Genomic DNA, 21089 nt, shown 5'->3' on the forward strand with positions numbered 1-21089 from the left:
CCCATGGCTCGACTGGAAGCAAAACATCTGGCTAAAAGCTACAAAAAGCGCCCTGTTGTGAAAGACGTCTCCGTTGCTGTTGAATCGGGGCAAGCCGTAGGTTTGCTGGGCCCAAATGGTGCGGGCAAAACCACGTGTTTTTATATGATAGTCGGTATGGTTGCCAATGATGCCGGGGGGATTTTTATTGACGACCAAGACATTACTCAAGATGCTATGCATGTACGCGCCCAAAAAGGCGTGGGATATTTACCGCAAGAGGCCTCCATTTTCAGAAAAATGTCCGTTGAAGATAATATTTCAGCCATTTTAGAAACCCGTAAAGAACTGTCTAAAACTGAGCAGAAGGAACGTCTAGAATCATTACTGGAAGAATTCAACATCACTCACATTCGTAAAAATTTAGGCATGGCCCTGTCTGGTGGCGAGCGTCGCAGAGTCGAAATTGCACGTGCTTTGGCAATGAATCCTAAATTCATTTTATTAGACGAGCCTTTTGCAGGGGTTGATCCGATTTCTGTAGGCGATATAAAGCTGATTATTAAGCATTTACAAGACAACGGCATTGGCGTTTTAATTACCGACCATAATGTAAGAGAAACGCTGGATATTTGTGACAAAGCTTACATTGTGGGCAATGGTTATATCATAGCTTCTGGTGATGCCAGTGAAGTCATTAACAATGAACAAGTAAAAAAAGTCTATTTAGGCGACGACTTCCGCCTGTAACCCCTTATCATTATTGTAGAAAGGGAGTAATATGCATAACTCGTTCCAATTTATTAAATCAGACAGAGTTGCTCCATGAAGCAGTCTTTACAGCTAAAGCTCGGTCAACAATTAACCATGACCCCGCAGTTGCAACAAGCCATTCGTTTGCTGCAACTTTCGACATTGGATTTAAAACAAGAGATTCATGAATTCCTTGAATCCAATCCTTTGCTGGAATTAGATGACGACGAATTAACTGCCATCGACTTACCTGCTAGCATTGAATCTAAAGTCGAAAACGATACAAGCAAAGAAAAGGCAAACAGTGAGTCAGCCGAAGAAGCCCGATTAGAATCAGAATGGACGGAAAGTATCCCTGAAGAGCTTTCAATTGATAGCAACTGGGATGATACCTACCAAAGCTCAGCCGCCGTAAGCGATGCGACTAGCTTCGATAATGAAATGGACTTTGAAAGTCGTAATGCTCCAGCAGAGAGCATTCAAGACCATTTAATTTGGCAACTCAACCTAACCCACATGTCAGACCGTGATTTGGAGATTGCTTACGCGATTGTTGATTGCGTTCAGCCTGACGGTTATCTGAGCATGTCATTAGAAGACATTCTAGAATCTCTTACAAGTGATCTAGAAGAACTTGAATTGGATGAAATTCAAGCCGTACAACACAGACTGCAACGCTTTGACCCTGTGGGTGTATGCTCAATTGATTTACGCGATTGTCTGCTGGTGCAATTAGAAGCATTTCAAGACCACCCTCTATTCAAAAGCACACAAAACCTGATCAGTCATTATTTAAATCTGCTAGGCAGTCGAGACTTCGTGCAGTTAAGCCGCAAAACCAAGCTTAAAGACGAAGCGCTTAAAGAAGTTATTCATCTTATTCAGCAACTTAACCCGCGTCCAGGTTCGGCCATTGATGAAGACGATACGGATTATGTCATACCAGATGTGTCAGTCAAAAAGCGTAACGGCATTTGGCAAGTCGAATTGAATAATGATGCTTTACCACCGATCAAGATTAACGAAACCTATTCCGCCATGGCTAACACAGCCTCTACTGCAGAAGATGTAAGCTACATCAAAAATTCATTACAAGAAGCCAAATGGTTCATGAAGAGTTTACAAAGTCGTAATGAAACTCTGTTAAAAGTAGCCAGTTGTATTGTGAGTCGCCAGATTGCTTTTTTCGAACTCGGCGAAGAAGCCATGAAACCTATGGTATTACACGATGTTGCAGAAGAAGTAGGCATGCATGAATCCACTATTTCTCGTGTCACTACGCAAAAATACATGCATACACCAAAAGGCATTTTTGAATTGAAATACTTCTTTTCAAGCCATGTTAATACTGCATCAGGCGGTGAATGTTCTTCGACCGCCATACGCGCTATGATTAAAAAATTGGTGGCTGATGAACCTGCTAAGAAACCACTTAGTGATAATAAACTGGCAACCATCTTGGCAGATCAAGGCATTCAAGTAGCAAGACGTACCGTTGCCAAATATCGTGAGGCGATGAATATTCCGCCTTCCAATGAACGAAAAAGATTGATTTAACAGGTATTAAGTATCATGCCATTAAATTCACTACTAAAAGCCGATCTTGTGCTTGCTAAACAAGACATTGTTAGCAAAAAACGTGTTCTTGAAAGTTTGGCGGAGATCACTTCTAACCGTCTACATTGTGATAATGAAGCTGTCTATGACGCCTTGTTGGCACGTGAGAAATTAGGTAGTACCGGTATAGGAAATGGCATTGCCATTCCACATTGTCGTCTTGAATCTGCCAATCATACAGCCGTTGTTATTATGTCCCTACAAAGTCCTATTGATTTTGACTCTGTCGACAAACAGCCTGTTGACTTGATCTTCGCCTTAATTGTACCGCCTCACGAATGCGATCAACACTTATCGACTTTAGCGCAAATTGCAGAATTAGCGCAGTCACCAGACGCACTAGCAAAACTTCGCAACGCACAAACTAATAAAGAGTTGTACACTAGCTTTGAATCTTTAATATAAGGATGAAACAGCATGCAGGAAGAATCCATCACTATTATCAACAAGCTTGGACTGCATGCCCGTGCTGCAGGCAAGCTGGTTGAAACCACATCACGTTTCTCATGTGATATTACCATTGAGAAGGATGGCCGTAATGTTGACGGCAAAAGCATCATGGCAATGATGATGCTCGCTGCTGGCAAAGGTACTGAAATCACCGTTAAAACCAATGGAGAAGATGAGGAAGAAGCGATTAAAGCCGTCTTGGCTTTGATTAATGATCGTTTTGGTGAAGACGAGTAGTTTTGATGCCAGAAAAAACGTTAAGCCATCTGCAGACAGTTAGTGAGTCCCTTGAGTCTGGGGCCACTATGCAGGCACGTTATCTGCTTAACGGCGCTCTACCTGCGCAAGATGTAGCCCGTCTACTCGAATCTTCCCCCCCAAAAGAGCGTAAATTACTTTGGGAGTTAATTGACTCTAAAAACGAAGGGGAAGTCCTTCAATATCTAAGTGAAGACATAGGTGCCCAGTTCCTAAAAGAAATGGATACTGAGCGCTTGGTCGCAGTATCAGAACATTTTGAAAGTGATGACCTTGCCGACTTATTACAACACTTACCTGAAACAGTCGTAAAAGAAGTTCTTGCGTCTATGACGGCGCAAGACAGAACCCGAGTCGAAACACTATTAAGCTACTCTGAAGATTCAGCGGGTGGCTTGATGAATACGGATACCATCACCATTCGTCCGAACATCACTGTGGATATCGTATTCCGTTATTTACGTCGTCACAATACTCTACCAGATATGACGGATAACCTACTGGTCGTTAGCCGCTCAGACCGCTTATTGGGCACACTGACGTTAACCAAACTCTTGGTGAGTGATCCAGATGATACAGTACGTGACATCATGGAGACAGATTACACTTTCATCACCGCTGATACGCCTGCCAGCGATGTCGCTCAATTGTTCGAAAATATGGATCTAGTGTCTGCTCCGGTTATCGATGGAGAAACTCAAAAACTACTCGGCCGCATCACCATTGATGACGTGGTAGACGTCATTCGTGATGAGGCTGAGCATTCCATGCTCAGTATGGCAGGCTTGGATGATGATGAAGATACCTTCTCCCCTATTTTAAAAACCACTAAACGTCGCGCCGTTTGGTTAGGTATTAATCTCATTACCGCCTTTATTGCCTCTTATGTCATTGGCCTATTTCAGCACACCTTAGACCAAGTGGTGGCATTAGCCATTTTAATGCCAATTGTCGCCAGTATGGGAGGCATCGCAGGTTCACAAGTACTGACCTTGGTTATTCGAGGTATAGCACTTAACCAAATAGGATCAACCAACACTCGCTGGCTGCTCAATCGCGAATTGATTGTCGGTATACTGAACGGTATCCTTTGGGCCAGTATTATCGCGGCCCTTACCGCCGTTTGGTTTGACAATATTATGATTGCCTATATCATTGCTGGCGCAACCATCATTAACTTACTTTTTGCCGCTGCCACAGGAACCTTACTGCCCATTTTATTAAAAAAAATCGGCATAGACCCAGCCTTGGCAGGCAGCGTTATTTTAACAACCGTGACCGATGTGGTGGGCTTTTTATCCTTCCTCGGCTTGGCCACTATTTTTCTTGTATAGGTTCCCATGACAGATTTTGATCAATTCGAAGACGACATCCCTAAAAGTAAAACCCAGATCAAGCGTGAAATGGAAGCTTTGCAAGAGATAGGCAAGAAGCTGTTGCAACTAAGCAAAAGTCAGCAAAAGAAAGTCCCTATGTCTGACACGCTGCGTGATGCTTTAAATGAAGCTGATCGCATCAAGCAACATGAAGCCACTCGTCGTCATTTGCAATACATAGGCAAGGTAATGCGCACCGAAGATCACGAAGCCATCGAACAAAGATTGGCTCTGTTTGATACAACATCGGCCGCTTACAACAAACTCTTTCACCAACTTGAACTTAAACGTGACGCCTTAATAAGTGAAAACAGTAAAGAAGAATTGGCTAACTACTTAGATGAACACCCTGAAGTTGAAGACATCCAAACTTTGCGCAATCTGATTCGACAAGCACAAAAAGAGGTTTCTCAGCAAGGCAAAACAACCAATCGTAAAAAGCTGTTTCGCTTCTTACGTGAAATGGAAGAAAAACGTTTAGGTTTATCTGAATAATCTGTTTCGTTTTAAACTATTTATTCTCATTATAAATACTTGAAAACATAAATAAGCCCGTTTGTAACTCCTTAAAAAACGGGCTTTTTGCTATCTATTAATCTGCACTAGTCAAATCGACGATGCTCAAAGCAGGGCATCTTTTCACGGCATTTGGCAATGTCTAATTTGTTAATTTGATGCACAAAATAGCCAGGCTCCTCTGACAAGCCAAGCAAATTTTCACCAAATGGCGAATACAAAGTGCTGTGACCATAGGTCTGACGTTTATCATTGTGCCAACCACACTGGTTCACCCCGAGAACATAACATTGATTCTCGATGGCCCGCGCTGCTAACAATGTATTCCAATGCGCTTTTCCCGTAACATAGGTAAACGCTGCTGGCACCAACAAAAGCTCAGCGCCCATTTTAGTTAACAGACGATACAGTTCAGGAAAACGTAGGTCGTAACAAATACTCAACCCCACTTTGAAACCATCAATATCGACGACTTTTACTTGTAAATCTCCCGGCTCAATTACTTCAGATTCAAGGTAAGAGCCCGCTTTATCGTCTACAGTAACGTCAAATAAATGTATTTTGTCGTATCGAGAAATCAACTCTCCTTGTGGATCAATGACCCATAAAGCTTGACGTACACGAGCATTCTCTACAGGCTCGCCAGCACCCGTTTCTATCGCAGGATGAGAACCAACCACCAGATAAATATCCAAACTCTTTGCCAATTGCTGAACCTCTTCAAGCAATTGATCCTGCGCCTCTGATTCAGCCAGACCACGCATGCCTTTACCATCGAATAAAAATACATTCTCAGGCAACACCACTAAACGGGCCCCATCTTTGGCAGCTCTAGAAACCAAACGCTTTACTTCCAGCAGGTTTTCATGCCACTCGTAACCACTGGTCAACTGAATAGCGGCCACAGCTAATGTCTGCATCTAATCCTTCCCATCTTTAGGCTGGTAACGAACAGGCGTCATCACAGGATTACTGAATGACCCTTCTACTTTGTATTGCACACTAGTCACTTTGGATATCTGATCACCAATTAATTTATCTGTGATGAAGAGCAAACCCGCTAGTTGAGGCGTTCCCCAAATTAGCCCTGCCAAAGGTAAAGTGCCGGATATGGGAAAAGTGGCCGTCAGGATCTCATCCAAAGTTTCATCAACTATATTGGCCTTTCCTGACAAATAAAGCTCTGCCGTAGGTGAAATGATAGAAATAGGTGACTGAGTTTGCAAAATACCCTTTTCAAGTTTCATTTCACCTTTAAACTCATCATAGGTCAAACCCGGCTCATATATATCAGAAAAATCTAAGGTTAAACGTCGACTTAGGGCCCCCATATTAAAAATCCCCAACACTTTTAAGAAAGGCGGCAACTCGTCCACTTTACTAAAATTACCATCTTTAGCATTAAAATTGATTCGCCCAGATACCGTTTCGCGGTCAAAATGGAATGGATGGCCTTGCCAACTCAAAGCAACATTAATATCAAAACTACTTGATGACACAATGGCATCGTCAGAGAACTTCTTCGTCAACTCGGCCAAATTTTTGCCCTGCGCATTAATATTAAAAGCAACGTTAGAAGTCTCGCCCGTATCTTGCCAAAACAAGCTAGACGAAAACTGGCCTGTTTTCAAACTTGTGCTAATTGGCTCTACCGTCACCGTATTGCCTTGCTGAAGAATATCAAGCTGCCAATCCCCATAAGGGTTTTCATTTATATAGAGTTCATCTACAGATAAAGTCATACTAGGTATATCTTGAGCAGCAAATGGCGATTTTTCTGCTGCTTGATTATCTTGCTTTGCGTCATCACTTTTTGCTAACTGCCAAGTTAAAAAGCCAATATGCAAATCCGGCTTATTGTTTATACTTTTCAATATAAAATTGACTTCATCTGCGTTCACCATGAAGGCTTTTTGCTGAGACGCATCGTAACTGACTTTTAAATTATGCCATTGGTTGTCAGCATTCACCTCCAGCTGATCCACAATTAACTCAATTTTAGACAACCAACTAGGTGGTTCGTTTTTCGATACGGTAGAGTCCGCTAATTTTTGCTGATGCAATGCAACTAAATCGTCTTGCCATACAGGAATGGACAAAGCCTCCAACTCACCTTTAATCACCAATCCCTTAGGAATGATGTCAGAAAATATCAAGTCTTTATTAGGACTCAATAATATTTCACCACCAATAAATTGACCTTGCTGTAATAAATATCGACCTTGGGATAAATTCGCATACTGAGTATCAATCAACAAATCCTGATCATGCTGCCTCACCTTGACTACCAATTTCTTAGAGCTCTCGACCGTTTTACCAATAGGTTCAGGGAAATCCAAACCACTTCCCTTTAAATCACTAGAAAGCGTCAAATCAACCTGACCCTGTTGAGATTGATTTACTGTTAGTTGTGCTTGGTATTGAGACAATCCTGAGAATTTATCTACCAGATAATCTGGTAATTCTTGCCATAGAGCCACTTGCTTCGGTGCAAAACTACCAACTAACTCTCCAGTAACGGAAAAGTTACCATTGACGACGGAAGAAGCTAATTCAAGACGGGATTTCCCTCCTAAGGTGTTGATATTAAAATTTGAACCAACCAAACCATTTTCAGGACGATAAACTAATTGCCCCTCTTGTATCATTAAAGGCAAGTTAATCTCGCCTATATATAGAGGGTTATTGGCTAAATTAACATCTAAATCTATGATAGGTTCACTTGATGCATCAAGCGAAACAGCCGTTTTAATACGAATGTTTACAGGACCTTCTAGTTGCCAGTTAGAAAAAGGTTGTAAAGCCGATTCAGCCAGAGGGGTTTGTGCTAACATTTCCAATATGTCTTGACCATCCGCTGTTAGCTCGTTTTCAATGTTAATCCATTTTGCTTTGCCCTGTTCAAATGGTACCTGGATTGCAGTGCCAGCAATTTGAATTTGGCCCAACTTAGCAGATTTTATGTTCACTTTAGCTGAATTTTTGCCCAGTTCAAAGCGACCATTCAACTGTTTAACCGCTGGCCATTTAGGATTAAACATTATCGCAAGATCATTTGCCGCCAATTGTAAACGTATGTGAGAGTCATAGTTATCCGCTAGATTGGTATGCAACAGCAAATCCATTTCATCAACTTGCCCTTGATCATCAAAAGACTGAACCAACCACTTTTGCAGTTCTTTGTCTAATACATCTTTAGGCAAATAGATTAATCGGTCGCTAATAGGAATATTATTGCCATGCAAATCCAAAGCAAGCCAATCAGGCTGACCTTGACGAACTTCTAACCGGAAGCCACCTTGAACCTCAGCGCCATTTTGTCTTAAATATAAATCTCGCCCTGCTACCAGATATATATCTTGCTGTTTTTGCCAATGCACATAGCCAGAAACGCCTTGAGTTTGCCAGACATCATCGTACAAGGTATCAAATGCCAATTGGGTTTTATTACCGATGAAGTCAATGTAACCACTGGTATCTGAAAGACTGAACACAGCATTGATGTGATTGGCTTGTGGAATGCCATTATGACCTTGTACCGAGGAATCCACCAAGTTAGTCAGCAACTGAAAACTGGGTTCTTGATCTTCAAAGTAAATTTCAACACTACCATTGATGGCAGTACCCACTGGAGATAAACCTGACAACATTTCCGCTGTCCGTGAATCTTCGGGAATAAATTGGGCAGCAAAAACATTACTAATAGACAAATCTAAACGATCAAAAGCAATTCGCGTTCTTTGCGTTAAACCAGACCAATTTACTTTTAAATCCGTAGTCATTTGTCTATTTTGACCGTCGTCCAGCAACAAATCATTCACTTCCAATTTGATACTGGGATTGTCCTGTTTGACTTCCATCTTAGCGTCAGCAGACAAATGATAATTCGCACCATCCGCAAATCCCAGTTGCAGCTGCGTGTCAGCCATTCGCACTTCAAATTGCTTGCCAACCAAAGCGTTTAACCATACTTTGCCGGATAGCCGAGCCGTAGATAGCTTTTCTAAGCCATTAGGCCTCATGGATGACAAGGGCAAAGCAAACTCAGGTACATCTATCGCCGCCTTAATACGATAATGCCCTAAAAATCCCAAAGGCTCTTCAATTCTTGCATCAAGTGTAAAAGCCTGATCCCCATCATCCACCAAAAAAGATGAGGTCAGTAAGGATTCAAACTCTTTTTGAAACAAATAGGTTTCAGGAAAAGTCAGTTTATGATCACCATAATGTTGACTGGAGATTTGCAACCTTGCATCCAATATAGAGAAGTTCTTTTGCGCCGATAAATAGCCTAGCACCCGCTCAAGTCCTATATCATCATTGGCTTGCTGCTTTACCTGTGCACCCAATAATCGCCATTGGTGATCGGTTTCTTGCAAAGCAATCGTAGGACGCACAAAACGAATATAAGTAAACTGAGGCTGAAAGCTTAATAGTGAACGGATAGTATCAAGACGAACTCGTATTTCTTCCACATCAATTGCCGACTCTCCATTTGACTGCAATTGAAAACCTGTTATGGACAATACAGGATCGACACCTTCTAAGGCGCCGTCAACTGTCTGCAAGCTTACCGGGTAGCCTGTAATTTGTGTAAGATTACGCTCTATCTGCGGACGATATGTATCAAGGTAAGGCACAAAATAACCAATCCCCAAAACAATCGCCGCTAATAGTATCGAAAAGAGTACAAGCCCCCAAAAACATAACAAGGTAAGCTTGCGTAAAATCCAACCCATGTTAAACAACCATTCGGTTAACGAAGCACAACATCATATTGATCTTGCGTATAGACTGAGTCAACCTGAAAGCGAATGGTTTTACCAATAAAAGCTTCTAATTCAGCCACTGCGGCACTTTCTTCATCTAAAAAACGTTCAACAACAGGCGTGGAAGCCAACACGGTATAGGTCTGTGAATTGTAGGCACGATCAGCCCTAAGAATTTCGCGAAACACTTCATAACATACTGTCTCAGGGGTTTTCACTAAGCCACTCCCACGACAAGCACGACACGGCTCGCACAAGGTTTGCCCCAAACTCTCACGGGTTCGTTTACGAGTCATTTCGACCAGGCCTAGCTCTGAGACACCGGTAATCTTAGTTTTAGCATGATCGCCATCTAGGACTTTTTCTAACATACGTAACACTTGGCGTTTGTGCTCTTCATCTTCCATGTCGATAAAGTCAATGATAATGATACCACCTAAATTTCGTAACCTTAGCTGACGACCTATTGCCGTGGCAGCTTCCAAGTTAGTTTTATAGATGGTTTCTTCTAGATTACGACTACCAACAAACGCACCAGTATTGACATCAATAGTGGTCATTGACTCTGTTTGTTCGACCAAAAGATAACCACCAGACTTTAACTGCACTTTACGGTCTAGCGCTTTATGAATTTCATCTTCAACACTATACAAGTCAAAGATGGGTCGTTCCCCTGGATAGTATTCAATACGTCCTGTTAGTTCCGGAATAAAATCTTCAGCAAACGAACATAATTTGGCGTAATTCTCTTTTGAGTCAATACGAATCTTCTCTGTCGTCAAACTCACCAAGTCACGCATGGTTCTTAAATGCAAAGGCAAATCTTCGTATATAACGGACGGGGCTTTAGCATTTTGCATGCGACGTTTAACGGATTGCCATAAGCGTGTTAAGAATTTGATATCAGAAAGAATCTCTTCTTCTCCTGCTCGTTCTGCAGCAGTGCGCAAGATATAACCACTGTTCTCATCCGCATCGGTCAAAGCCTCAGAAACCAGCTTTTTTAGACGGTCTCGCTCTTCTTCGTTTTCAATTCGCTGACTCACCCCTACATGGGACTGATCCGGCATATATACCAGATAACGAGAAGGAATAGACAAGTGCGTGGTAAGCCTCGCGCCCTTACTACTAATAGGATCTTTCGTCACTTGTACCACTAACGATTGGCCTTCCCGTAAATAATCACCAATTTGATCACTGGGATTTACTGCATCGCGATCCGCTACTTCAGACACATGAATAAAAGCGGCTCGCTCTAGTCCAATATCAACAAAGGCCGCTTGCATACCAGGTAAAACTCGTACAACCTTGCCCTGATAAATATTACCAACGATGCCTTTGCGACTGGAGCGTTCAATATAAACTTCCTGTAACACCCCATTTTCAACTAGGGCAACTCGGATTTCCATAGGAGTGACATTAATGAGTACGTCTTCACTCATGAGACATCTCCTCTAATGAATGAATACCAAATTGTGACAGTATTTGCGCGCATTCGTATAGTGGCAACCCCACTACCGCAGAATAAGAACCTTGTATGGACTCAACAAATACCGCTCCGTGCCCTTGAATGGCATAGGAACCGGCTTTATCTTGTGGCTCACCAGTACGCCAATAATACTCCATTTCCAAATCGGAAATGCTGCGAAAATTTACCTGAGTATTAACCGAGGATGATACTTGATGCTGATTCTTAGGATTAAAGACGCACAGGGATGTCATTACTTGATGAGCGCGACCAGACAATAAACGCAACATACGTTTAGCATCGATTAAAGAGTCCGGTTTACCGAGAATTTGATTGTCGACAACCACACTGGTGTCTGACGCGATAATGACATTAGCAATATTACTGGTTTTGCTGGCAAGCAAATATGCACATGCTAAAGCCTTTTGCTGAGCCATTCGGATAACATAATCTTGTGGATTCTCTTGTAACAATGGCGTTTCATCAATGTCCGCTGGCAGTACCTCAAACTCTTTAACTAAGAGACTTAACAGCTCTTTTCTTCTCGGCGAGGCTGAGGCCAATACAAGCATAGAGATTACCTTAAATGAATTACCTAATTGCGTAAATTCGCCGTACACTGCGCAAAATAATAAAAGACCAAGGCCATAGTAGACCTGTTACAACAGCAGGCATAAATATCAATAATGTTGGTTCGGCGTAGCCCAGATAGTGATCAATCCAAAAGTCTACCAATTGATTCACACTAACCAAAACAGCAACAAAGACACCTTGTTGCCAACGATGATACATTCTTAAACGTTGATAAAACAAAGCACACGTAAAAGAAATGATGACATAGGTTAAAGAATGCTGACCTATAATACCGCCTTGTAATAGATCAACCATTAGACCTAAAAACCAAGCTAAGCCAACTCCCACTCGAAATGGCAAGGCGATAACCCAATATAAAATGACCAACAAAGCCCATTCAGGCCGAAACCAAATAAACTCTTCCGGAAAAGGAATCGCCTCGAGCATCAAAGCCGTGAGTAATGTGATACAAAATACAGCAAACGGCTTCATTGACGACTGACCCCAGACTTTTCAATCAACATAACATGACGACTACGACCTAATTGCGCTAACGGAACCACATCCACATCTGCATAAGACTGTCCCGCGGGTAAACGCACACTCTTGACCACACCAACAGGATAACCTCGAGGAAAACGCTTATCTAAACCCGATGTGGTCAAAACGTCACCTTTTTTGATATCGATGGATCTTGGAACACTCAAAAGTTCCATACGTTTTAAATCGCCAGTGCCTTTTAAAATGCCGCGAAATCCCGTTCTCGCCAATTGCACCGGAACAAAATGACTGGCATCCGCTATCAATAACACACGACTACTGTAAGCTGCGGTTTCAATGACCTGCCCAAGTACGCCAGTCGCATCCAATACTGGCTGACCTACATAGGCACCTGAAGAAAAACCTTTGTCAATCATGATTCGATGACTGTAAGCGTTCTGATCAAAACCAATCACTTCTGCCATGACGATTTTTTCGTCTACCCGTTGTGAGGCATCCAGGAGTTCGCGCAAACGAACATTCTCTGCTTGCAAAGATTCTAGTCTTTGCTGCTTACTTCGCAACACAAGAATTTCAGCTAACAGTTCCTGATTTTCCTTTACCAGGCCTTCGCGGCTCTCTAAGTGCTCACCCGCCCAATAAAAGATTTTTTTAGGCATGTTCACAACTTCTTGAATCGGCGTAACAATCAGACTCAAATAAGGCCTAACCTGCGAAAACAAAGCATATCGAACATCCGCTATGATCATAGCGAGCGATAAAATCACCAACATCACAAATTTTGCAGTTGAAATTTTACCGCCAAAGAGAAGCGAGTTATTAATGTGAAGCTCCTAGCTTTTACTCGTTATCAGCAGTAAAAAGTTCAGAAGCATGCTTATCCATCAATTCCATTGCCATACCGCCTCCGCGAGCAACACAAGTTAATGGATCGTCAGCGATGATCACAGGCAAACCAGTTTCTTCACTGATGAGTCGATCCAATTCACGTAACAAAGCACCACCACCCGTTAACACCAAACCGGTTTCGCCAATGTCGGCTGCTAATTCTGGCGGAGATTGCTCAAGAACACCTTTAACCGCTTGTACAATTTGTGCCAATGGCTCTTGAAGCGCCTCTAAAACTTCTTTGCTACTCAATACGAAAGAACGCGGAATACCTTCTGCCAAATTACGACCACGAACATCTATGGTCAATTCTTCACCTGTAGGGTATGCCATTCCGACTTCTTTCTTAATGCGCTCAGCCGTTGCATCACCGATTAAACTCCCATACTGACGACGTACATAAGTTGTGATCGCCTCATCAAAACGGTCACCACCGACACGAATAGACTCAGAAGTTACAATACCGTTTAGGGAGATAATAGCGATTTCTGTCGTACCGCCACCTATGTCAATTACCATAGAACCTGACGCTTCAGCGACCGGCAGACCAGCACCAATCGCTGCCGCCATAGGCTCTTCGATAATATAAACCTCGCGAGCACCTGCGCCTAGAGCGGATTCTTTAATGGCTCGACGCTCAACTTGGGTTGATTTGCATGGCACACAGACAAGAACACGAGGACTTGGCTTTAATAAGCTGTTCTCATGAACTTTGGAAATAAAATACTGAAGCATTTTTTCAGTAACATGGAAATCAGCAATAACACCATCTTTCATTGGACGAATAGCGGTAATATTACCTGGTGTACGACCAAGCATACGTTTCGCATCAACACCTACCGATGCTACCGTTTTCTGATTTCCATTATGACGAATAGCAACCACGGAAGGCTCATCCAACACAATTCCGCGGTCACGGACGTAAATAAGGGTATTTGCCGTTCCTAGGTCAATCGACAAATCGCTTGAAAACATTCCCCTGATTTTCTTAAACATGAATTATTACACCCTGATAAATACGATACGAACAGCAACAAAATGTAACAATCGCTCGCCCATTGGGCAAGCAATTCCAAATAAATATTCAAAAACTTCTGACGAAACAACAAAAAACGCCTCTTTACCATAAGATTTTAAAATAATACCCGGTTTTTCACTAAGTTAGCTTTATAGACCCTCAACGACAGGATACAATCCTGTCTATTTTACGACAATCGACAGAATCAGGTGGAACATGTCCATAGACAAACAAGACGTGCAAAAGATTGCACACTTGGCTCGCCTTGCCTTGACTGAGGCAGATGCCGAACAATATCAACACTCACTTTCCAGTGTCCTCTCTTTAGTTGAACAAATGCAATCCGTTGACACGGATGGCATCGCTCCCTTGTCTAATCCTCTTGAAATGACACAACGCCTACGCGAAGACCTAGTAACGGAAGACAATCGTCGTGATGACTTCTTAGCCAATGCGCCGCAAACAGAAGCTGGCCTTTTCCTAGTACCAAAAGTAATCGATTAAGAGAGACAAGTATGTTTGATCAAAGCATCACGGCCTTAGCTACTCAACTGCGTAACAAAGACATCTCCAGTGTCGAATTGACTCGTTACTTTTTAGAGCGAATTGCTAAGCTTGACCCACAACTAAACAGTTACATCACGGTAAGTGAAGAGCTGGCACTAAAACAAGCAGCAAACGCTGACCAATTGATCCAACAAGGTAATACCGATGCACTTACGGGTATTCCGGTTGCTCACAAAGACTTATTTTGCACGCAAGGCACCTTGACCACCTGTGGATCGAAAATGCTGCACAACTTTATACCACCTTACGAATCAACTGTTACTAGCCGTTTACAACAAGCCGGCAGCGTCATGCTAGGAAAAACCAACATGGACGAATTTGCCATGGGTTCTTCTAATGAAAACAGCCATTATGGCCCAGTGAAAAACCCCTGGAACCTAGATAAAGTGCCTGGTGGCTCTTCTGGTGGCTCCGCTGCAGCCGTGGCCGCAGGCCTTGCCGTTGCCGCCACCGGAACAGATACTGGTGGCTCTATTCGCCAACCCGCATCTTTCTGTGGCATTACAGGTTTGAAACCGACATACGGTCGCGTTTCTCGTTTCGGACTCATTGCTTATGCATCCAGCCTAGATCAAGCAGGTCCAATGGCTAAAAGTGCCGAGGATTGCGCTCTGCTAATGCAAGCCATGGCTGGATTTGATGATAAAGATTCCACTTCCTCTGAAACGGCAAATGACAACTATCTAAGCAATCTCAATGCCCCTTTGACTGGCTTAAAAATCGGTTTACCAAAAGAATACTTTGGTGATGGCCTAGATTCTGAAGTGGCCGATGTCATTATGAAAGCGGTGAAAGAATTCGAAAAGCTTGGCGCTGAAGTCAAAGACATTTCTTTGCCAAATTTGAATCTAAGCATTCCATCCTACTATGTCATCGCACCGTCAGAAGCCTCTTCTAACTTATCTCGTTACGATGGCGTACGTTTTGGCCACCGCTGTGAAGAGCCTAAAGACTTGCTTGATATGTACATGCGTTCTCGTGCAGAAGGCTTTGGTCAGGAAGTTCAAAAACGCATTATGATTGGTACTTACGCTCTATCAGAAGGTTATTACGATGCCTACTATCTGAAAGCCCAAAAGATTCGTCGTCTGATCAAACAAGACTTTACTAATGCCCTTCAAGAAGTAGATGTGATCATGGGACCTGTTGCACCAACCACAGCCTTTGGTATTGGTAGCAAAACCAATGACCCTGTCGCCATGTATTTAGAAGACATTTATACCTTGTCAGTAAATCTGGCAGGCATTCCTGCTATGTCCATCCCTGCAGGCTTTGCTCAAAAAATGCCTGTAGGGTTGCAAATCATGGGCAATTATTTTGCCGAAGCCAAGCTACTCAATATTGCTCATCAATTCCAGCAAAACACAGATTGGCATCTTCAAACACCAGCTATGGCGAAAGGAGCATAAGTATGAATTGGGAAGTGGTAATTGGTCTTGAGATCCACACTCAATTGTCGACCAACTCAAAACTTTTCTCTGGCGCTGCGGTTGGCTTTGGTGCAGATCCAAACACGCAAACCACTTTGGTTGATCTAGGTATGCCAGGAGCATTACCTGTTTTTAACAAAGAGGCTTTGCGTATGGCGGTGATGTTTGGTCACGCTATCAATGCAGAAATTGGCATGACATCGGTTTTCGCACGTAAAAACTATTTTTACCCTGATCTACCAAAAGGCTACCAAACCAGCCAAATGGATCACCCTATCGTTGGCAAAGGTTACCTTGATGTAACTCTGGATGACGGCACAACATCACGCATTGGCATTACTCGCGCGCACTTGGAAGAAGACGCGGGTAAATCTTTACACGAAGACTTCCATGGCATGTCTGGTATCGACTTGAACCGTTCCAGCACACCTTTGCTAGAAATCGTTTCTGAGCCTGACATTCGTTCTGCCAAAGAAGCCGTCGCCTACGTTAAAATGATTCACTCTATTGTCACCTATTTAGGCATTTGTGATGGCAACATGGCGGAAGGCTCAATGCGTTGCGATATCAACTTATCACTGCGTCCAAAGGGTCAACAAGAGTTTGGTACCCGTACCGAAATCAAAAATGTCAACTCATTCCGTTTCATCGAAAAAGCCATTTACACCGAGATTGAACGTCAAGCCGACATTCTTGAAGACGGTGGCAAGATCGTTCAAGAAACTCGCCTCTACGATCCTGAGAAAAACGAAACTCGCAGCATGCGCTCTAAAGAAGACGCCAACGACTATCGCTACTTCCCTTGCCCTGACCTACTCCCCGTTGTGTTGACGCAAGAATACGTAGACGAAATCAAGCAGAACCTGCCAGAGCTACCAAACCAGAAAGCAGAGCGCTTCCAGTCTGAGTACAAACTAAGCGAATACGATGCCAGCGTTTTATCCTCTTCTCGTGCCATGGCTGACTTCTTTGAACAAGCCAATACACAAGTGAAAGACGCCAAATTGACAGCGAACTGGGTAATGGGTGAACTAAGTAAAATGCTCAACCAAGAGCAACTAGAAATCACTCAATCGCCAGTGCCAGCTCAAGTTTTTGGCGAGCTCTTAATGCGCATTAAAGACAACACCATCAATGGCAAAACAGCAAAAGATGTTTTCCAAGCCATGTGGCAAGGAGAAGGTTCTGCCGATGACATCATTGAAGCGAAAGGCCTAAAACAGGTTACAGATACGGCCGCGATCGAGAGCATGATACAAACCATTTTGGATGCCAACCAAGCCCAAGTAGAACAATATCGCGCTGCGGATACTGACAAACAAAAGAAAATGATTGGTTTCTTTGTTGGTCAGGTCATGAAAGCATCACAAGGCAAAGCGAACCCAGGAATCGTCAACCCAATTTTAGTAAGAATGCTGAAGGGATAACGCATTACCCATAGCATAAAAAATGCCGCCCTATTTATATGGAGCGGCATTTTATTTTTTAGGCCAATATATGAGTGAAATCCATTTAATCCGTGACAATTCGATCCCGCCCTAGTCGCTTCGCTTGATATAAATTGCCATCCGCTATTCGTATCGCATCATCCAAAGAAGTAAATTCTCCGCCACACACACCAATGCTACAGGTTACCTGAATTTTTGCTTCAGTGAACTCCTTAGCACGAATGCTGTCCATAAAAGCCTCTAGCTTAGGCATCAAACTTTCAACAGACTCATCTGCCACAACACAAAACTCTTCGCCACCAAAACGACATGCCAATAAATTTGGAAAATGCATAAGTACTTCTTGACCGATCGCCTGCAATAAAGCATCCCCAACCACATGACCATAAGTGTCATTAATTTTCTTAAAATAATCCAAATCCAACATGGCGAAAGAAGCATTCGGTATGGCTTTACGAAGCATTCTCTCACCATCTTCAAATAAATAACGTCGATTTTTAAGCTTAGTCAACGAGTCTACATTCGCCAACTCACGAATGGTTTCCAACATCTCTTGAGACTCTAAATTGTGCACCACTCGACAGTTAAACTCTTCATGATAGAAAGGTTTTTTCAAGAAATCATTAGCGCCCGCCTTAATAAATTTAGCAGATAATGAAGTATCTCCTTCTGACGATAGACCTATGATGACCAAATCTTGAAAACGTGTATTATGACGTAACATACGCACGAGATCATAACCATTTATATGCGGCATATTGTAATCCGTAATCAACATACGAATACTGTGATCTTCTTCTAATTTCGCCAGAGCATCCCGTCCATCTTCTGCCTCAACCACCTTAAAACGGTATTGTTCGAGTAAAATTTTAATGAACAAACGGCTAGTAGAAGAGTCTTCAGCGACCAGTACTTTTACATCTTGATTTTTACGTAACCGCTCAACCACCTTAATAACGTGATTAAAGGAATAACGACTGTCTTTAGTTATGTAGTCCAAAACACCCTTATTCAATAAACTAAGGCGTTGATCATCATCAAAGTTACCTGTCAGAACCACACAAGGAATATGATGAGACAATATCAAGTCAACAATTTCACCATTTTCAGCGTCCGGTAAGTGGAGATCTACAATCGCAGCAAAAAAGGTCATATTGGAGTTTTCTATGTTGACTTTTGCCTCTTCATAACAAGCACATAAAACAGGGACGAAATTCGAGCTCTGAGACAACAAATGATTCAGTACTTTGAGTACAACAGGACTGTCCTCAACCACCAAAACCTTTAATTCGTCGTTTATCATTTGTTTCACATCTCCAGCGATTCTCAAAATTCAACTGATATTTTAATTATCTACTATGACCTAACAATGCGATACTCTAAAATTATTAATACAGAGTATTATTTTGTAAAGAAATCACTATATTTTTCATATCCTGTTACAATACTAGGTATTAAACATGCAATGTCGGTCTGGATGTGGCGCTTGCTGCATCGCTCCTTCTATCAGTTCAGCCATCCCAGGTATGCCCAATGGCAAAGCCGCTGGAGAAGCGTGCGTCCACTTGATGGAGGATTATCGCTGCGCCATTTTTAATGATCCTGCGAGGCCAAAAGTTTGCGCAGAGTTTATGCCAGATAAAGACATTTGCGGTGCTTCAAGAGATGAAGCACTAGACATTATTTCGATCATTGAAAATGAAACCGCATTTTCTCAGAGTTCACCGTCAAGGAAATCAATATGACCTCCTCTAAACAGTTTATTACTGTTTTCTGCCTAGGTTTATTACTGACCGCTTGTTCATTACCAAATAACAAAAATCAGTTCACCATAGAGCCACCTAGTGAGACACAAATCGCAAGCAGTGTAAAAGAACAAGTCTCTCTTACACTGAATGCCTTCACACCAGTTGCCGGCCAAGCACTCCCGAATAATACAGTGCTTGCTGCCTATAAAGCGCGAGGCTACGAGCCCATCTGGATCAAGAACAAAGCGATAGACATGTCCATCTATAAATTAGTAGACATTCTACAAGAATCCTACACCCACGGTTTAAATCCGATTCACTATCACACCGACATCATCAAAAGCTATCTTGCATTGAAAAAACCAAATTCTCAGCAACTGGCTGAAATGGATGTCATCGCAACCATCGCTCTTACCAGTTACGCTCATGATCTAAGCAATGGTCGCTATGAACCACAATTAATTGACCCCAACTGGCAGCTAGACGCACCCAACAACAACTGGCAAGACCTTTTGTACCTAGACTCAGCTTCCAACATGGTCAATTCTTTACCTCTTATGGCGCCACGTAGCCCACAATACCAAATACTGCAGAAATGGCTTGTGTATTACCAAGACTTAGCCGCAAAAGAAAAAGACATTTTTATAGACTCTGGCGATCCACTTTCTCTGGGTGACGAAGGCCCTCGTGTTGCCCAACTCAGAGCGAGATTAGTACAACTTGGTGACATACGCTTTTCAACACGCAAAGTTCAAGAAGACAGGTTTGATTCTCGCCTGCGTAAAGCACTGCGAAGCTTTCAGCGCCGCCATCATTTAGTTGCCGACGGTTCCGCCGGTGCTAAAACCATCGAAATGCTTAATGTTCCCCTCACAACCCGAGCCAAGCAACTGGCCTATAATTTAGAGCGATGGCGTTGGTTACCAAGTGAACTGGAAGTAGATCGCATTTGGGTGGATCTCACAAATTATACGGTGGACATGCACCTAAACGGTGAAGTTAATTCCATGAAGATAGTAATAGGTAAGGCTGAACGCAAAACACCTGTGTTCAAAGGCTTGATGACCTATATGGTAACGAACCCAACGTGGCGTGTACCGCATCGTATTGCTCGCGAGAATCTATTGCCCAAATTACAGGCCGATCCAAATTATTTGGTAAGGCACGGTTACAAGCTCTTTGCTAATTGGGGCATTGGCGCGAAAGAATTGGATTCGACCAGTATTGATTGGGATAAAATCACCCCAGACAAACTGGTTTATCGCTTTGAACAAGAGCCAGACCAAGGCAACGCTTTGGGTCAATTTAAATTTATGTTTCCTAATAAAAATGAAATTTATCTACATGACACCCCTGCCAAGCAATTGTTTCGCGAGCGTGATAGAGCCTTTAGTTCAGGTTGTGTGAGATTAGAAAAGCCACATGAATTTGCTGAACAGATCACCAAAGGCTCTAAAGCCTTCAGCGATATGCAAAACACCCTTAAAAATGGCTCTAACAGTGTCATTTCACTACCCAACTACATTCCCGTATATTTGGTCTACTTCACCGTTGTACCTAACGCCAATGGCATGCCCGAATTCCGCAAAGATGTTTATGAAAGGGACCCACTAATGGAACAGGCAATGGGCTATATCGCCTTCAAACCAAACGAATCCATTTAATAACAAGGTAAGCCATAAAAAAAGCGAACGTCATTTGACGCTCGCTTTTTTGTATTTTAAGTAATA

Annotated in this window: 19 protein-coding genes; 11 read left to right on the forward strand and 8 right to left on the reverse strand. The window is 42.6% G+C overall.

Annotated elements, in window-relative coordinates:
• Positions 1 to 3 precede the first annotated feature (3 nt).
• The 6 genes from lptB (at position 4) to yjgA (ending at position 4928) form a co-directional block, all read left to right on the forward strand.
• Positions 4 to 729 carry an LPS export ABC transporter ATP-binding protein gene (gene lptB / locus ACXAH2_RS05365; protein ID WP_353668163.1) on the forward strand — a complete coding sequence of 242 codons (726 nt, stop codon included), beginning with the start codon at positions 4 to 6 and terminating at the stop codon, positions 727 to 729.
• A gap of 75 nt (positions 730 to 804) precedes the next feature.
• Positions 805 to 2289 (forward strand): RNA polymerase factor sigma-54, encoded by a 1485-nt coding sequence (locus ACXAH2_RS05370; RefSeq protein WP_475077148.1) that lies wholly within the window; start codon positions 805 to 807, stop codon positions 2287 to 2289.
• Positions 2290 to 2304: 15 nt separating this feature from the next.
• On the forward strand, positions 2305 to 2754 hold the full coding sequence (gene ptsN, locus ACXAH2_RS05375) for a PTS IIA-like nitrogen regulatory protein PtsN (protein ID WP_475077149.1): 450 nt from the start codon (positions 2305 to 2307) through the stop codon (positions 2752 to 2754).
• A gap of 12 nt (positions 2755 to 2766) precedes the next feature.
• Complete coding sequence (locus ACXAH2_RS05380; RefSeq protein ID WP_353668160.1) at positions 2767 to 3036, forward strand: HPr family phosphocarrier protein; 270 nt, start codon at positions 2767 to 2769, stop codon at positions 3034 to 3036.
• A gap of 5 nt (positions 3037 to 3041) precedes the next feature.
• A complete protein-coding gene (mgtE, locus tag ACXAH2_RS05385; RefSeq protein WP_475077150.1) occupies positions 3042 to 4391 on the forward strand; it encodes a magnesium transporter in 1350 nt (449 codons plus the stop codon).
• A 6-nt stretch (positions 4392 to 4397) separates the two neighbouring features.
• Positions 4398 to 4928, forward strand: a complete 531-nt coding sequence (gene yjgA, locus ACXAH2_RS05390; RefSeq protein WP_475077151.1) for a ribosome biogenesis factor YjgA — start codon at positions 4398 to 4400, stop codon at positions 4926 to 4928.
• Between the two features lie 107 nt (positions 4929 to 5035).
• Here yjgA and ACXAH2_RS05395 read toward each other — a convergent pair whose 3' ends face one another.
• From ACXAH2_RS05395 to ACXAH2_RS05425, 7 genes are all read right to left on the reverse strand, one after another.
• The gene (locus ACXAH2_RS05395; RefSeq protein WP_475077152.1) at positions 5036 to 5869 is read right to left on the reverse strand and encodes a carbon-nitrogen hydrolase family protein; all 834 of its coding nucleotides are present in this window, start codon (positions 5867 to 5869) and stop codon (positions 5036 to 5038) included.
• Complete coding sequence (locus ACXAH2_RS05400) at positions 5870 to 9688, reverse strand: YhdP family protein (protein ID WP_475077153.1); 3819 nt, start codon at positions 9686 to 9688, stop codon at positions 5870 to 5872. It abuts the gene before it with no gap.
• A 17-nt stretch (positions 9689 to 9705) separates the two neighbouring features.
• Positions 9706 to 11160, reverse strand: coding sequence for a ribonuclease G (rng, locus tag ACXAH2_RS05405; protein WP_475077154.1), 1455 nt, complete (start codon positions 11158 to 11160; stop codon positions 9706 to 9708).
• On the reverse strand, positions 11153 to 11758 hold the full coding sequence (locus ACXAH2_RS05410; RefSeq protein ID WP_475077155.1) for a Maf family protein: 606 nt from the start codon (positions 11756 to 11758) through the stop codon (positions 11153 to 11155). Before ACXAH2_RS05410 ends, rng begins: the two co-directional genes overlap by 8 nt.
• A gap of 19 nt (positions 11759 to 11777) precedes the next feature.
• The gene (mreD, locus tag ACXAH2_RS05415) at positions 11778 to 12251 is read right to left on the reverse strand and encodes a rod shape-determining protein MreD (RefSeq protein WP_475077156.1); all 474 of its coding nucleotides are present in this window, start codon (positions 12249 to 12251) and stop codon (positions 11778 to 11780) included.
• Positions 12248 to 13033, reverse strand: coding sequence for a rod shape-determining protein MreC (gene mreC / locus ACXAH2_RS05420; protein ID WP_475077280.1), 786 nt, complete (start codon positions 13031 to 13033; stop codon positions 12248 to 12250). The genes mreD and mreC overlap by 4 nt, the downstream gene beginning before the upstream one ends.
• 67 nt (positions 13034 to 13100) lie before the next feature.
• Positions 13101 to 14144, reverse strand: coding sequence for a rod shape-determining protein (locus ACXAH2_RS05425; protein WP_475077157.1), 1044 nt, complete (start codon positions 14142 to 14144; stop codon positions 13101 to 13103).
• A gap of 238 nt (positions 14145 to 14382) precedes the next feature.
• Here ACXAH2_RS05425 and gatC point away from each other — a divergent pair, with 238 nt between their 5' ends.
• From gatC to gatB, 3 genes are read left to right on the forward strand one after another with little or no spacing between them, the layout of a single operon-like run.
• Positions 14383 to 14670 (forward strand): Asp-tRNA(Asn)/Glu-tRNA(Gln) amidotransferase subunit GatC, encoded by a 288-nt coding sequence (gatC, locus tag ACXAH2_RS05430; protein WP_475077158.1) that lies wholly within the window; start codon positions 14383 to 14385, stop codon positions 14668 to 14670.
• Positions 14671 to 14681: 11 nt separating this feature from the next.
• Positions 14682 to 16142, forward strand: coding sequence for an Asp-tRNA(Asn)/Glu-tRNA(Gln) amidotransferase subunit GatA (gatA, locus tag ACXAH2_RS05435; protein WP_475077160.1), 1461 nt, complete (start codon positions 14682 to 14684; stop codon positions 16140 to 16142).
• Between the two features lie 2 nt (positions 16143 to 16144).
• Entirely contained in the window at positions 16145 to 17590 is a 1446-nt protein-coding gene (gene gatB / locus ACXAH2_RS05440) for an Asp-tRNA(Asn)/Glu-tRNA(Gln) amidotransferase subunit GatB (protein WP_475077161.1), read from the forward strand.
• 85 nt (positions 17591 to 17675) lie between these two features.
• Here the strand turns inward: gatB and ACXAH2_RS05445 are convergent, their stop codons facing one another.
• The gene (locus ACXAH2_RS05445; RefSeq protein WP_475077162.1) at positions 17676 to 18914 is read right to left on the reverse strand and encodes a response regulator; all 1239 of its coding nucleotides are present in this window, start codon (positions 18912 to 18914) and stop codon (positions 17676 to 17678) included.
• A gap of 157 nt (positions 18915 to 19071) precedes the next feature.
• Between ACXAH2_RS05445 and ACXAH2_RS05450 the strand changes: the two genes are divergently transcribed.
• Positions 19072 to 19356, forward strand: a complete 285-nt coding sequence (locus ACXAH2_RS05450) for a YkgJ family cysteine cluster protein (protein WP_475077163.1) — start codon at positions 19072 to 19074, stop codon at positions 19354 to 19356.
• Positions 19353 to 21023 (forward strand): L,D-transpeptidase family protein, encoded by a 1671-nt coding sequence (locus ACXAH2_RS05455; protein WP_475077164.1) that lies wholly within the window; start codon positions 19353 to 19355, stop codon positions 21021 to 21023. The genes ACXAH2_RS05450 and ACXAH2_RS05455 overlap by 4 nt, the downstream gene beginning before the upstream one ends.
• Positions 21024 to 21089 lie beyond the last annotated feature (66 nt).

It is taken from the genome of Marinomonas sp. ABL3_031, assembly GCF_056161265.1.